General features: G+C 68.7%; 7 protein-coding genes and 2 pseudogenes. 5 read left to right on the forward strand and 4 right to left on the reverse strand.

The annotated features are described in order from the left end of the window. Nucleotide 1: 1 nt before the first annotated feature. Together NGK70_RS24955 and NGK70_RS26715 are read right to left on the reverse strand one after the other, a co-directional pair. Nucleotides 2-3,916, reverse strand: coding sequence for a CHAT domain-containing tetratricopeptide repeat protein (locus NGK70_RS24955; RefSeq protein ID WP_251971128.1), 3,915 nt, complete (start codon nucleotides 3,914-3,916; stop codon nucleotides 2-4). A 216-nt stretch (nucleotides 3,917-4,132) separates the two neighbouring features. After that, nucleotides 4,133-4,381 (reverse strand): annotated as a pseudogene (locus NGK70_RS26715) (toll/interleukin-1 receptor domain-containing protein); the annotation flags it as partial. 240 nt (nucleotides 4,382-4,621) lie between these two features. Here NGK70_RS26715 and NGK70_RS24965 point away from each other — a divergent pair. The 3 genes and pseudogenes from NGK70_RS24965 to NGK70_RS24975 form a co-directional block, all read left to right on the forward strand. After that, nucleotides 4,622-5,668, forward strand: coding sequence for an AAA family ATPase (locus NGK70_RS24965; protein ID WP_251971130.1), 1,047 nt, complete (start codon nucleotides 4,622-4,624; stop codon nucleotides 5,666-5,668). Between the two features lie 61 nt (nucleotides 5,669-5,729). Then, entirely contained in the window at nucleotides 5,730-8,192 is a 2,463-nt protein-coding gene (locus tag NGK70_RS24970) for a S8 family peptidase (protein ID WP_251971131.1), read from the forward strand. Beyond that, nucleotides 8,193-8,717: pseudogene (locus tag NGK70_RS24975) on the forward strand (methylmalonyl-CoA mutase family protein); the annotation flags it as partial. A gap of 76 nt (nucleotides 8,718-8,793) precedes the next feature. On the opposite strand, the gene NGK70_RS24980 reads toward NGK70_RS24975, so the two are convergent. Beyond that, complete coding sequence (locus tag NGK70_RS24980; RefSeq protein WP_251971132.1) at nucleotides 8,794-10,884, reverse strand: PKD domain-containing protein; 2,091 nt, start codon at nucleotides 10,882-10,884, stop codon at nucleotides 8,794-8,796. 256 nt (nucleotides 10,885-11,140) lie between these two features. Between NGK70_RS24980 and NGK70_RS24985 the strand changes: the two genes are divergently transcribed. After that, nucleotides 11,141-11,305 (forward strand): hypothetical protein, encoded by a 165-nt coding sequence (locus tag NGK70_RS24985; protein ID WP_251971133.1) that lies wholly within the window; start codon nucleotides 11,141-11,143, stop codon nucleotides 11,303-11,305. A 115-nt stretch (nucleotides 11,306-11,420) separates the two neighbouring features. Continuing rightward, nucleotides 11,421-13,121, forward strand: a complete 1,701-nt coding sequence (locus NGK70_RS24990) for an NAD(P)/FAD-dependent oxidoreductase (protein WP_251971134.1) — start codon at nucleotides 11,421-11,423, stop codon at nucleotides 13,119-13,121. Here the strand turns inward: NGK70_RS24990 and NGK70_RS24995 are convergent, their stop codons facing one another. Then, the gene (locus NGK70_RS24995; RefSeq protein ID WP_251971135.1) at nucleotides 13,122-14,720 is read right to left on the reverse strand and encodes an aspartate:alanine exchanger family transporter; all 1,599 of its coding nucleotides are present in this window, start codon (nucleotides 14,718-14,720) and stop codon (nucleotides 13,122-13,124) included. Between the last annotated feature and the right edge of the window lie 16 nt (nucleotides 14,721-14,736).

A 14,736-nucleotide genomic window follows, 5' to 3' on the forward strand; every position in this document is an offset into this window, starting at 1 on the left:
GTCACCCCAGGCGTTCGATCAGCCACAGCACTTCGGCAGCGGTGTCGTAGCTGAACTCCGGCGCCTCCGCCAAGGCCGGGTCACGGTTGCCGGCCACGATGGCTTCCAGTACTGGGAGCAGCGGCCGTAGTTGATCGGGAAGACCCGGGGCTGCTTCAAGCTGCCGGAGTTGTTCCCGCACCTCGGCGGTCTTGCCTGCCTGCACCTCCTGGCAGATCGCATCGCAGAGCTGCCCAACCGAATCCTGGTTCTCCCCACCATCCCGCCGGTAGGCCCGATACGCCTTGATCGCCTGTTGCCGCGCCTGCTGCGCCTCGGGCAGCCGGCCGGCGTCGGTTTCGATGTCGGACAGGATGGCCCAGGTTTTCCACGGCTCGACCGCATGGCCCAGACCCTGTTTGCAGACGATGGCCCGCTCGATCTCCTGCCGCGCCTTGTCCCGCTGCCCCAGCTTGCGCAAAGTTTCGGCGAGGTTGTTTCGTGTGACCCCTTCCTTCGCCCGGTCATCCTTGAAGTGATCCGCCGCCTGCCGGAAGAAGGCGGCGGCGGCGTCGATTCGGTCAAGTTGGTTATAGAGAAGGCCGAGTTCGTTCAACGTTCCCGCCTGTCTGGCTGTATCACCCAGCTGCACCTCAATGACCAGCGCACGACGGTAGGCATCTTCCGCGGCCTGTGGCTGGCCGACAGCCTGATGCACCATGCCGATCTGGTGCCAGGCCGTGGCAACGGAACCCGGTTCACTTAGCGACTCGAACGTTCGGCGGGCGTCTTCATGCGCGGCCAGCGCTTCGGCGTAGCGGCGTTGGAACATACGCACGGTACCGAGCTGGCCTTTGCCTACCGCCACGCTCCGGTGGTCTTGCCAAGCTTCGGCAAGCTGAATGGCGTGTTCGTAGGACGCTGCCGCCTCGTCGAGTCGGCCCAGAAACAGCAGACAGTCTCCTGCTTCGATGATGGATGTCGAGGTCATGCGGGCGGCACCGCAACCGGGCCGGGCCGCTTCGACGTTTTCAAAGCGTTGCCGGGTTTCTGCCAGCCAGAGCAGCGCTGCTTCGGCCGCACCGGCAGATTTCAAGATCCGCCCAAGAAGCCAACATGCCGCAGCCAAGTCGTAGTCGGCACCCTGATAGGCCGCTTCACCCGCCGACTCGGCTCGCTGCCTCAGCGCCTGCGCACCATCGAACGCCTCCTGCCAACGCCCCTGTGCGAGAAGCTGCTCGATGCGGGTTCGCTCGGCCTCGAAGCGCGCATGGCTCCAGTCTTCACCCAGCGCCGCCTGGGCGGCGTCACTTGCTGCCGCTACCCGTTGCAGCAGGCGTGGCCGGCCGAGGTTCTCCAGCAGTAGCCGCAGGCGGGTACACAGGTTGATGGTGGTTTCAGCCTGCCCGGCGTGCTCGATCTCGGTCAGCAGCGCCATCAGGTTGGGTAGTTCAAGCTGCGTGAGTGTGGCGGCCAGCAGGGTGTCTTGACTGTGTTGCTGCCTCAGAAACGCCATGTATTGCAGCATCTCCGCCACCCAGCATGCCTGCCAGTCGGACAGTGGCTCGGTGCCGGCCCGGGCGCGCAGGTAGGGGCACAGCGCCGGGTTGAGGCTCAGGTGGTCGTAGGGGTTAGACGTTGCCAGACCGGTGCTGATCAGCCCGGTGGCGAGAGCGGACACGTCGTCGTTTTCCCAGCCCATCATGTTTCGCAGCACGCCGAGCTGAACACCGCCATGAAACACCGCCAGCACCTTCACCCGCTCCTGCATCTCCGGCGGCAGCCGCCGCAATGACAGCTGGACGCTGGCGTAGAGCGAGTGTTCGCGCTCGCCCGGGTGGTCGCGCTCCATCTGCGCCATCAGCTCGACCAGCCGGGTGCGGGTGGCGGCCACGCCGTCGTGGCGTAGCGACGGGGCCAGCAGCGCCAGCGTGCGGGCGTGGCCTTGGACGGCGTCCACCAGATCGCGGATGTCGGCGGCGCTGGCGTTGTGCAGGGCGGGGCCGGCGGAGGGGCTGGCGCTGGGGTCGGTTTCGAGGGCGCGCTCGACCAGCCGGACGGCGTCTTCGGCCGAGAGGCGGTGCAGTTCGATGCGTGCCTGCGGGGCGTCGAAGGGCGCTGGCAGCGCCTCGCGGCTGGTGAAGACGAGACGTGTGTCGCCGATGGCGCCCAGGCGGGCGCAGAGCTGGAGGATGGCGTCGGCCGTGTCGGCGGTGAGGTCGGCCATCGGATCGGGCGCCGCGCCGGGCAGCGGCGGGGCGGGCAGCACCGATTCCAGGTTGTCGATCACCAGCAGCACGCTGTCCTCGCGCAGCACGCGCTCGACCGGCCGGCAGGCGGCGTCGATCGTGGTGAACTGCGCCACCGAATAGTTCTCCCCGACCAGTTGCCGGCCAAGCGCATCCAGCACCGCCCGGTCGTGGCTGTGCTGCTCTACCGACACGAACGCCGCGCGCCGCACCTGCCTTGAGCGCACGCGCCAGCGCGCAAACTCGGCCGCCAGCACGGTCTTGCCTTCGCCGCCCTGGCCGCGCAGCACGGCGTAGCGGTGCCGCTGCAGCACGCGCTCCAGCGTCAGCAGCTCGCGGCTGCGGCCGATGAAGCCGGTGGCGGGCTCAAGCGGCGTGGCGTGCAGGCGGCCGTTAACGCGCGTGCGGCGGTCTTCGGCGGTTTGCCGCGTGGGCGTTTCCTTGAACAGGTGCGGGTCGGCCTTGTCCTGGAACAGCACCGGCACGAACCAGTCGCGCAGTTCCAGATCGGCCTCGCCGAAGATGCGCTCCCTGAACGGCCGCGCGTGCAGCTCGCTCTGGCCGGCCAGCATCGCGTCGCCGACGCGCGCACCTTGGGCCAGCGCGCCATAGAACGCAGTGACGAAGCGCCGCGACGTCTCGACCAGCACGCTGTGGCTCATCGCCACCACCGACGCGACGCCGGTCTTGAGCATCTCGCTGGCGACCGATTCGCTGGCCTGCTCGGCCTGCGCGCTCTGGCAGGCTTCCAGGAACACCAGCGCGATGCCGTGGTCGCGCAGCAGCGGGCCGAGCACGTCGGTGTAGACGGTGCGGTGGCGGCGCGGGCCGATCTGCTCGCCATCCTCGTCATGCTCGAAGCACAGCCCGCCGAGACCGACGCGGCGGTCGTAGACGCCGTGGCCGTCGAAGTGCAGGACGTGGTACGGCTGCCCGGCCGCCTTGGCGCGCTGCAGTTCCTCCTGGAGCGCCGAGAGCGTCGGCGTGGCCAGCAGCGTCAGATGCACTACTTCGCCGAGTTCCTCCATCGCCCGGACCAGCGGCAGGCTGCTGGCGCGGTGGTCGATGTAGCCGCAGGCGTCGTCCTCCGGCCGGGGGCTGGCCAGCAGGATGCGGATCGGCGTGGCCAGCACCGGCGGCTCGACCGCGTGCGTGTTCGGCAGACGCCGGCGTACCCGCACCGGCCGGCCGCCCTGGAACAGGAAGCCGCGCCCGTCGTGCAGCAGCTCCCACGGCAGGCCGAGCAGCAGCGTCGCGGCCTCCCGGGCGGCCAGCACGTCAGCCTCGGGCGCACCGTCGTCCAACTCAGGCTCGACATGCACCGAGAAGCGCCGCGCGGCGCCGTCGCCCACCTGCGCCCACGCCTGCAGCACGCTGGCCGCCTTGTCGGCCGGCATCGCCGCGTCGTGCAGCATCTGCCCCCATCGAACCAGATCAGCTTCGATCTTCCTGACACGATGCTCATCGAAGCGGCTCGGCCAGACGGCGTAGGTCTCCAGATACCAGCGCAGCTCCTCGACCTCGATCGGGCCGAGCGGAGCCTCGAACGTCCAGCTTTTCGGGCTGCGCACCTCGCGCTTTTCACGGTCGGCTGGCTCGTACACCAGTCGGGCGCTGCCGCGCGCGCGGCGCTTGCCGTCCGCCAGGTGGATCGACAGGCGGGACAGCTCCAGCACCAGTTCTTCCATCGGTGCGGCGGGAGGCTGGATGGTGGGTGGCGGGTCGCTCGGGTCACGCAGCCGCAGCGCAACGAGGATGGCGTGCAGCGCGGCGTCGATGCCACCAGCGGCGCTGCTGATCGGGATGTAGAGCGGTTCGGCGGCGAAAAACTCTTCCAGCACACCCAGCTTGCAGCCATCGACCGCCAGCGGAATCACCGGGAAGCTGTCGGCGCCGCGTGCCGCCTGCAGCTTCAGCGCATATTTCAGCTCCTTGCCGAGCCACTTCGACTGCAGCCCGTGGGTGCTGACGATCACTGCCAGCCCGGCCGAAGCGCCGATGGCTGCCTCGATCTCTGGCCAGAGCGGATCACCGCCGCGCAGCTCGCGCGAATCGATCCAGCCCTCCTGCCCCAGCTCGGCCAGACCTTGGCGCAGACGCCGCACCAGATCGTCGTCCTGTGAGCTGTGCGAGATGAAGAGTTTGCCCGGCATCGTGACCCCCTGCTGTCCTGTTCGCCTTGACGGTTGCAGGATATGCCAATTCAAGGGCCCATCCGTGATCGTCGGACCACGTGAACGGCAACCCTTGCGCGCTGCCCGTTGCCCACAGGACCTTGAGCGCCACCCCACCGCGCAGCACCCTCACCCCTGCGCCACAGTGGCATGTGAAGGAATCTGGCGGCGACCACTGATTGGCGCCACGCCGGGCATCTCATGCGCGACAATTTGACGATGCCCAGCCCCGACCAACTGAAGGCCCTGATCCAGTCGCACCTGCGACGGGATGACGGCCAGTTCTTGTCGGTGGCGATGCAGGTGGCCGCGCACGAAGCCAAGGCGGGCCGCGGCAAGCTGGCGCTGGAACTGCGCGAGCTGATCGATGCGGCCAAGGCCCGGTTGGCGCCTGCCGCGGGGGGCAAGCTGGTGCCCATCGCCGCCGGGCTGATGAACAGCGCCGCGCGCCGAGGCGAGCTGGAAAGCCTGCTCAACGTCAGCCACCCGTCGGCACGCCTGGTCGACATGGTGCTGGACGACAGCGCCAGCCAGCAACTGGCGCGTGTGGTCAAGGAGCAGCGCCAGATCGCCCGCCTGCAGGCCCACGGCCTGCAACCCCGGCGCAAGCTGTTGCTGGTGGGCCCGCCGGGCACCGGCAAGACGTTGACCGCCGAGGCCCTGGCGGGTGAGCTGGGCCTGCCGCTGATGCGGGTGCGGCTGGATGCGCTGATCACCAAGTTCATGGGCGAGACGGCGGCCAAGCTGCGCCTGGTGTTTGATGCCATGGCCGATGTGCGCGGGGTGTACTTCTTTGATGAGTTCGATGCCATCGGCTCGCAGCGCGCCCAGGGACAAGACGTGGGCGAGATCCGCCGCGTGCTGAACAGCTTCCTGCAGATGATCGAGCAGGACGCCTCGCACAGTCTGATCCTGGCCGCCACCAACCACGCCGAGGTGCTGGACCAGGCCCTGTTCCGCCGCTTCGACGATGTGGTGGGCTACCAGCTGCCATCGGCCGCCCAGGCCGTGACGCTGCTGCGCAATCGGCTGGGCGCATTCAGCCCCAAGCCCTGGCGGGCCAGTGCCTGGGCCACGCCGCTGGCGGGCCTCAGCCACGCCGAGGTGTGCCGCGCGGCGGAAGAGGCTGTGAAGCACGCCATCCTGGCGGACCAGGCGCAGGTTCAGTCCGCCGACCTGCGGCAGGCACTGGATGAGCGCCGCGCGATCGCCGAACGCCTGGGCCAGGCTGTGCCACTGAGCGAGCATGGCAGGCCCGGCCGCTGACCGACGCCCCCACCTTCGCCTGCGCAACACCGGCCAGGCGCAAGACTTCAAGGCCCGGGGAATGCCGGTCCGCCCAGCGCCCATTCCGCCGCAGGATCGCGCGCGCCACGGGCAGGCCTTGCAACGCAGCCTGCAGGCCATGCGACCGCTGGCGCAGCAGGCCGCCGCGGCACAGCGCGGGCTGAACCTGGAAAGCGGACTGGGACTGCAGCTGGAGTTTGTCGGCCGTCCCGACGTGGCGCTGGCCATCAACAGCCTGGGCCACGAGCGGGGCAAGAACGCGCTGAACCACATCGAGGTGCTGAGCGTTCAGACAGAAGCGGGCATCACCCGCGCCAACGTGTTTGTGCCCGATGGCAAGCTGGCCCACTTTGAACAGGTGGTGGCCCACTACCTGGCCGAGCGTCGCAGCGCCAACGGCCAGCAACTGCGGGACAACCACAAGCTGGTGGACACCATCGCCGCCATCCGGACCAGCAGCCTCCGCGCGCTGTGGACCGACTTGCCCGGCCTGTTCCCCGCCGACCCCAACGAGCAGCTGTGGTGGGAGGTGTGGCTGCCCACGCGGGGCCGGCCTGCGGCGGTAGTGGCCGACTTCCGCAAGCTGGCCGCCGCAGCGGGCTGCGAGGTGGGTGAGGCGGTGGCCCGCTTCCCGGAACGATCGGTGCTGCTGATGCGGGGCTCGGTGCAGCAGTTCGGCCAGTCGACGCTGGTGCTGAACTGCGTGGCGGAACTGCGGCGGGCCAAGGACACGGCTGCGCTGTTCGACGCCATGCCGATCGCCGAACAGCGCGAATGGGTGGACGAAGCCGTGGCCCGCCTTCAGGCCCCGCACGAGGATGACCCGCGGGTGCCGCGTGTGTGCGTGCTGGATTCGGGCGTCAGCCAGGCGCACCCGCTGGTGGCGCCCTTGCTGGCGCCAGCCGACGCGCACACGGTTCACCCCGCCTGGGGCGTGGGCGACGACGCCAACCACGGCACCGGCATCGCCACGCTGGCCAGCTATGGCGACTTGACCGAGGCCTTCACCTCGGCCAGCCCGCTGGCGGTGCCGCACCGGCTGGAATCGGTGAAGCTGGTGGACCAATCGGGTGGCAACCCCGGCAGCAAGCTCCACCACGCAGCCTTGTTTGCCGATGCCGTGGCACAGCCAGATGTCGTAGCTCCGGACAGGAAAAGAGTCTTCGTCTCCGCAGTGACAGCGGAAGATGGCCGGGAACAAGGCCGACCGTCCGCGTGGTCTGCCATGGTGGACCGTCTAGCCACTGACTACGATCGCGACGGAGCTTTTCCACAGTTGTTCGTGCTGGCGGCAGGCAACACCGAAGACCTGAACGCGATCAACGGCTATCCAGACGCATTGAGCACGCAGGGCCTGTATGACCCGGGCCAAGCCTGGAACGCGCTGACCGTGGGCGCCTGTACGCGCAAGGTGCACATTTCGGAAGCCGATGCGCGGGGCCTGGAGCCCATCGCGCCGGAGGGCGGCTTGAGCCCGTACTCCACCACCTCCGCCACCTGGGACAACGCCTGGCCTCTGAAGCCCGATGTGGTGTGCGAGGGCGGCAACGCGGCGCGCGATGCCCGTGGCGCAATCGGGGTGGACAGCCTCAAGCTGCTGGCGGCCCACCATCGCCCCCAGCAGCGGCTGCTGACGCCCTTCAACGCCACCAGTGCCGCATCAGCGCTGTGTGCTGGCATGGCGGCGCAGCTGATGGCGGACTATCCCGACCTGCGGCCCGAGACGATCCGGGCGTTGCTGGTGCATGCGGCCGAATGGACGCCAGCCATGCGGGCACAGTTCCTTCCACCCAACCCCAGCAAGCGCGATCACGTCCACCTGATCCGCCACTGCGGCTGGGGCGTGCCCGACGTGGAACGAGCCCGCTGGAGCGCAGGGCACGCCTTGACACTGGTGGTGGAGGACCAGCTACAGCCTTACCAGCGCCGAAGCGGACAGGCAGTGACCACGCGCGACATGCACCTGCATGCCCTGCCCTGGCCGAAGGCGGCATTGGAAGCGCTGCCGCCCGATGCCCAGCTGGAGTTGCGCGTCACCCTGTCGTATTTCATCGAGCCCAATCCCTCGGCGCGAGGCACGGCATCAAAGTTCCACTACGCCTCGCACCAGCTGCGCTTCGATGTACGACGCCCGCTGGATACCTCAACCGAGCAGTTTGTCGCCCGCATCAACGCGGCGGCACTGCGCGAAGACGATGACGAGGTGGTGGAAAGCCGCGACCCGCATTGGCTGCTGGGCGAGCGCTACCGGCACCGCGGCTCGCTGCATCAGGACATCTGGCGCGGCAGCGCCGCCGAACTGGCTCAACGCCATGAGATTGCGGTCTACCCATCGAAGGGCTGGTGGCGCACCCGGCCCGCGCTGGAGCGCTACAACCTTTCTGCACGGTACAGCCTGGTAGTGTCAATACGCTCACCTGAAACCAACGTAGACCTCTACACACCTGTAGCGCATCAGATTGCGGCAGCGACCGCAGTGGCAGTGGCCATCGAAAGTCGGTAGGCGATTCAGGCGATCATCAACCGCGAGTGGGGCCTGGCGAAGAACGAGAACCCCAACCAGGGCGCCTTCGCGATCGAGGAGCTGACCGAGCTGGTCGAGGAGGCCGTGCTGGCCGAGTTCGAGAAAATCGCCGACCGCGGCGGCGTGCTCGGCGCGATGGAAACCGGCTACCAGCGCAGCAAGATCCAGGAAGAGAGCATGCACTACGAGATGCTCAAGCACACCGGCGAGTACCCCATCATCGGCGTCAACACCTTCCGCAACCCGCACGGCGACGCGGTGCCCGAGTCCATCGAGCTGGCCCGCTCGACCGAGGAAGAGAAGCAGTCCCAGCTCACCCGCCTGGCCGACTTCCACGCCCGCCACGCCGCCGAGGCCCCTGTCCAGCTCGCCCGCCTGCAGCAGGCGGTGATCGAGAACCGCAACGTCTTCGAGGTGCTGATGGACGCGGTGCGCTGCTGCTCGCTGGGTCAGATCACGAGCGCGCTGTTCGAGGTGGGCGGGCAGTACCGGCGCAGCATGTGAGCGGCGGCGGATCACGCCGCGCCGACATGAACAATGGGGCGCCGCAGCGCCCCTTTTGTCATCTGGCCCGGACGGATCAGCGCAGGATCGAGTCGCTGGTTTCCAGGTTGGAGGCCGGCACGTAGCTGTAGCCGTTGGCGGTCACCTTGGTCACGGTGAAGGTGAAGCTGCCTCGGGCCGTCTTCGACGAGGTGGGCGAGGTGAAGGTGGCCAGGCCGGTGGACGAGGTGGTGGCCGTCGCGGCCGTCTTGCTCACGATGCCGGACCAGTTGCCGGTGACCACCGCACCGCTGATCACGCGGCCGGTGGCATCGACCACCTTCACGGCGGCCTTGGCGCTGGCGGTGCCGCTCTTCGCGATGGTCAGCGACATCGCGATGTCAGCGACGCTGACGGCCACCGGGGGCGCACCCACGGTGATCATGGTCGATTTCACCGCGGTCAGCCCGCCGCTGTCGGTGACCTGCAGCACGGCGATGTAGCTGCCTGCACTGCTGTAGACATGGCTGACAGTGGCGCCGCTCCCGGTCGTGCCATCACCGAAGTTCCAGCTCCAGCCGACGATGCTGCCATCGGAGTCGGTGGAGCCCGAGCCGGAGAAGCTGACCGTCAGCGGCGCGGTACCGCTGGTGGGCGTGGCCGTGATGACCGCCGTCGGAGCGACGTTGCCCGGGGTGTAGAAGCTGCCCGACAGGGCGTACTGCCCGACGCTGCCGTAGTTGCTGTAGCCCGTGGTCACCGGGTCACCGCTGCCAGTCCCCAGGACGGCCACGTAGTAGGTCCCGGATGCGGGCAGCGTGACCGACATCGACGCGTTCAGCAGGTCGACCGGGTTCGAGCTGGCCAGCAGCGTGCCGGCACTGTTGTAGATCGCCAGCACGCCGTCGAGATTGGCGGAGCGCTTGGCCGGCGACAGCGTCAGGGTCACCGGCCCGGCGGCGGCCGAGAACGAGAACACGTCGATGTCGGTGGCACGCTCGATCACGCCCTGCGTCGCGAAGGTGGTCACGCCTGCGCTGCTGCTGCCACTCAGCGGCGTGGCGCTGGCCAAGGTATCGCCGTGGTCGTCCAGGCGCAGCGGCAGGCCGTTGGACTGCGCCACGGCGAAATCATCCTGGGTGTTGTTGGCATCCAGGTACTCGCCTTTGCTCCATTGCACCAGCGGCTTGTAGTAGCCCACGCCCATGATGGGCGCCCAGCCGGTGTAGGCCCCCGCACCCTGGCCGGTGTAGTAGCCGGCGGTCGACGTGCCGTCGTGCGACAGGCCGATGTTGTGGCCCGCCTCGTGGGAAGCGGCCTCGGCGATGTACTTTTCGCTGGAAGACAGCTTGTCGTAGAACACCAGCGCCGGCTTGTAGTAGTCGCCGACCTCGTCGTAGACGCCCACATAGGCCACCCCGCCACAGGAGCAGGTGTAGACGCCGGCGCTGTTGGTGATCAGGACGGTGGTGCCGTAGACGGCATCGGTGCTGCTGGCGCGGGTCAGCAGGTCAGGAGCCACCGCCTCGGTGGTCACGTTCACGTCGAAGGGGGCAAAGTCCTCGGCGACGCGTTGCCAGATGTACTGGATCCGCTCCAGCTCGGCGGTCGAGAAGGTGCCCGGCACGCCGTCGAGGTCAAAGGGCTGTGCCGTGATGGTCGTACCGGCCGAGTTCCAGGCCGTGCCGGTCATCGTCGCACCCTTGAAGTTCAGGTAGACGGTGCGCTGCGCACCGGGACGGCTGTGCAGCAGAAAGGTCTGGTCAAGCGGCGCGAGCGTGCCGTCCAGCAGCCCGGCCGAGGTGCCCGCCGCCGTCACGGCGGCGGTTGCGGTTGCGGTTGCGACGCTTTTGGTCTGGCCCGGGACGGCAGGGGCCGGAGGCAGCGGCGCATCGAGTTCATCCACGACGAACATGCGGCCACGCTGGTCGATCCGCACCCGCTGATCGTTCAGCAACATCGAACGGAACTCATCCGGCGATTTGCGGTACCACGCGGCCACGTCCGGCAGGCGCGTACCGAGCAGATCAACCGCCCGCTGTCCCTTGGCGGCGCGGTCGGGCAGGTTCAGCTGCGGAAATGGGCCCTTTTCGACATGGGGCACGACAGGCTTGGCCCCTCCGGCGGCCATGGCCGATACCGCAATCCCCAGCAGGCACGCGACCAGCGCGCGCGACAGAATTCGCATGATGTTCTCCTTGGATGTCCGGCAACCTGGCCCTTCGCGGCCGAAGGACATCGTAGGCAACCACGGTCATCTGTCGCCGGAACAATGCACATCTACTGACGGGTTGTCACACACTGTGGCGCCAACACCCCGATGGATGTCCCTGCCTGTGCCATCCGTCACGGCACATCCGGTACGGGCAGTCCGCTGCGTCGCGCCTGACTTGTGGCCTAATATCGGGTTCGAATTCGAAACCCCCCGTTCCACGGAGCCATTCATGGGCAGCAAGATTGTCACCGAGGCCGATCGCAAGGCCACCCCCCGTCCCATCGCCCCCAAGGGCGTGACCTTCACCAAGGGTCGCGGCCAGAAGTGCAGCCTGGAGCGCGGTTCGCACACCCGTTCCAAGAAGAACCCGGGCAAGCGCGCTCGTTCGGGCTGATCGGCCCTGCGCCTTCATGCCACCGGGACGCCGGTCGGCGTGTACCCTTCGAGACGGCCACCGGGCCGTCTTGTCGTTTCTGCCCCGCTCTTTGTCGTTCTCCCCCTCGCCCGCCATGCTGCGCATCACCGAACTGCGACTGCCGCTGAACCATGCCGAAGACGCGCTGCGCCCGGCCATCGTGGCCCGGCTGGGGGTGCCAGACGACGCATTGAAGGGCTTCACCGTCTTTCGCCGCGCCTACGACGCACGCAAGAAGACGGCGATCGTGCTGATCTACACCCTGGACTGCGAGCTGGCCGATGCGGCCACCGAGGCGCATGTGGCCGAGCGGCTGGCCGGTGACCGGCAGATCCGCCCGACGCCGGACACTCGCTACCAGTTCGCCGGCCACGCGCCGGTCGACTTCTACCAGCGCGGCGAGCCGCGGCGGCGCCCGGTGGTGGTGGGCTTCGGCCCCTGCGGCCTGTTCGCGGCACTGATCCTGGCACAGATGGGGCTGCGGCCCGTCGTGCTGGAGCGCGGCAAGCAGGTCCGTGAGCGCACCAAGGACACCTGGGCGCTGTGGCGCCAGGGCGTGCTGACGCCGGAGTCGAACGTGCAGTTCGGCGAAGGCGGCGCGGGCACCTTCTCCGACGGCAAGCTCTACAGCCAGATCAGCGACGCCCGCCACCTGACGCGCAAGGTGCTGGCCGAATTCGTGCAGGCCGGTGCGCCCGAGGAGATCCTCTACGTCAGCAAGCCGCACATCGGCACCTTCCGGCTGGTCGGCATGATCGAGAAGATGCGCGCGGACATCGAGGCGCTCGGCGGCGAGATCCGTTTCCAGCAGCAGGTGACCGACCTGCTGATCGAGGGCGAGGGTGAAGGCCGCCATGTTCGGGGCGTCGAACTGGCCGACGGCACGCAGATCCGCAGCGACCATGTGGTGCTGGCGCTGGGCCACAGCGCGCGCGACACCTTCGCGATGCTGCAGCGCCGCGGCGTGATGATGGAGGCCAAGCCCTTCTCGATCGGCTACCGCGTCGAGCACCCGCAGAGTGTGATCGACGCCGCCCGCTTCGGGCCGAACGCCGGCCACCCCATCCTCGGCGCGGCCGACTACAAGCTGGTGCACCACGCGAAGAACGGCCGCTCGGTCTACAGCTTCTGCATGTGCCCGGGCGGCACGGTGGTGGCGGCCACCTCCGAGCCCGAGCGGGTGGTCACCAACGGCATGAGCCAGTACTCGCGCAACGAGCGCAATGCCAACGCCGGCATCGTCGTGGGCATCTCGCCCGAGGACTACCGCAGCGACCCCGGTGGCAGCGGGCCGGTCAACCCGCTGGACGGCATCGCCTTCCAGCGCCACTGGGAGTCTCGCGCCTTCGAGCTCGGCGGCGGCGGCTACATCGCCCCGGGCCAGCTGGTGGGCGATTTCATCAAGCGGCAGAAGGGGCCTGCGGCCGGCTTCGGCAAGGTGCTGCCCTCCTACAAGCCGGGCGTGCACCTGACCGACCTGTCGGAGAAGGGCCGCGAGAGCCTGCCGCGCTACGCGCTGGAGGCGATCCGCGAGGCGCTGCCGGCCTTCGAGCGGCAGATCCGCGGCTTCTCGATGGCCGATGCGGTGCTGACCGGCGTGGAGACGCGCACCTCCTCGCCGCTGCGCATCAACCGCGGGCGCAACTTCCAGAGCCTGAACGTGCACGGCCTCTACCCGGCCGGCGAGGGCGCGGGTTACGCCGGCGGCATCATGAGCGCCGGCGTGGACGGCATTGAGGTGGCCGAGGCGCTGGGCGCGGCGATGCTGGGCGTACCAGCACCGGGCACCGCCTGATCAGCGTGCCAGGCTGCCCAGGATCTGCCCCAGCAGGATCTTGGTGATCATCGCCGCTGGGTAGACCAGCGCGTAGCCCATCGCCACGCGGGCATCGAAGCGGGTGCGGCCGTTGGCGTAGGCCAGCACCGCCGGCTGGGTCTGCGTGCCGGCCAGCACGCCGGAGAGCTTGGTGCCACCCATGGCGAACACGCGGCGCATCACCAGGTAGACGCCTCCGCCCACCGTCAGCGTGATCACCGCACCCAGTACCAGGATGCGCAGCCACTCGCCGGAGGCAAATGCCGCGCCGATCAGTGAGCCGGCCTTGGTGCCTGCCTGGGCCAGGAAGATCAGCAGGCCGAACTCGGAGATCGCCTGTGCGGCCGTGAGCGGCAGGGTGGTGACGAAGTTGCCGATGCGCCCGACGTGCCCCAGCAGCAGCCCCACCAGCAGCGTGCCGGCCGCTGAGCCCACCGAAAAGGACGTGCCCGGCAGCGGAAAGACCACCTTGCCCAGCAGGATGCCCGCGGCCAGACCGACACCCAGCGCCATCGGGTTGATGTCCGACAGGCCACGCGCCGAGTCGCCCAGGTGGGCGCTCACCGCAGCGATCCGGTCGCGCGGCGCGACCACACGCAGTCGGTCGCCCAGCTGGATCACAAGGTGGTCGGTGCCCAGCATGTCCACGTCGCCACGGCGCACCCGCGAGACGGTGGCGCCGAAGCGCTCCAGCAGGTCCAGCTCGGCCACGCTGCGGCCGGCCAGCTTGCCGTTGGACAGTGTGATGCGGCGGTAGTCCAGCTCGCTGCGATCGGCCTCCAGCGCGTGCGAGGAGGCATGCCCCAGCTCCTCGGCCACCTGCTCGACCTCGTTGGCGGGTCCGACCACGGTGACCAGGTCGTTGTAGGTCAGCACATCGTCCTCGCTGACCGCCTGCACCGGAAAGCGCATGCCGCCGTGGCGCACGCGCGAGAACTTGATGCGCCCACCGTGGCGCTGCTCGATCTCGCGGATGCTGGGCCGCTCGGGCGTCTCGACGCGGATGGTGCAGTTGACCAGCGGTGCGGGTGCGTCGCTGTCCTGGGCACGGTGCTTGAGCGCCAGGCTGGTGACGATCAGCATGCCGACCACGCCGAAGACGTAGGTCACCGCGTAGCCGATGGTCGGCAGCGGGCTGTTGCCGGCGGCCTCGCGCGCCGCAGCCAGCGCGGGCGTGTTGGTCAGTGCGCCTGCAAAGCTGCCCGCCACGGTGGCCGGATCGAGCCCCAGCAGCTTGCCCGCCACCACGGCCGCCACGGCCCCGGCGATCAGCGCGCCGACCATGCCGAGGATGGGCCCGAGGCCCTGGCGCAGGGTAGCGAAGAAGTTGGCCCCGGACATGATGCCCACCGAGAAGGTAAACAGGATCAGGCCCATCACGCCCAGGTGCTCGGGCACGATGAGCTTGTGGCCGTGGGCATCGCCCCAGGCACTCAGGCCGATGGCCAGGAAGAGCACCGCCGCCGCGCCGACGGAGACGCCGGCCACGCGCAGGTGGCCGATGACCGAGCCAAGGCCGACGAGCAGGACCAGCAGGAGGATCTCCTGGTGGCCAAAGAATTCAAGGAGGGAGTTCATGGGGTTTCCGGGCATC

The organism is Sphaerotilus microaerophilus (genome assembly GCF_023734135.1).
GTDB lineage: Bacteria > Pseudomonadota > Gammaproteobacteria > Burkholderiales > Burkholderiaceae_C > Sphaerotilus > Sphaerotilus microaerophilus.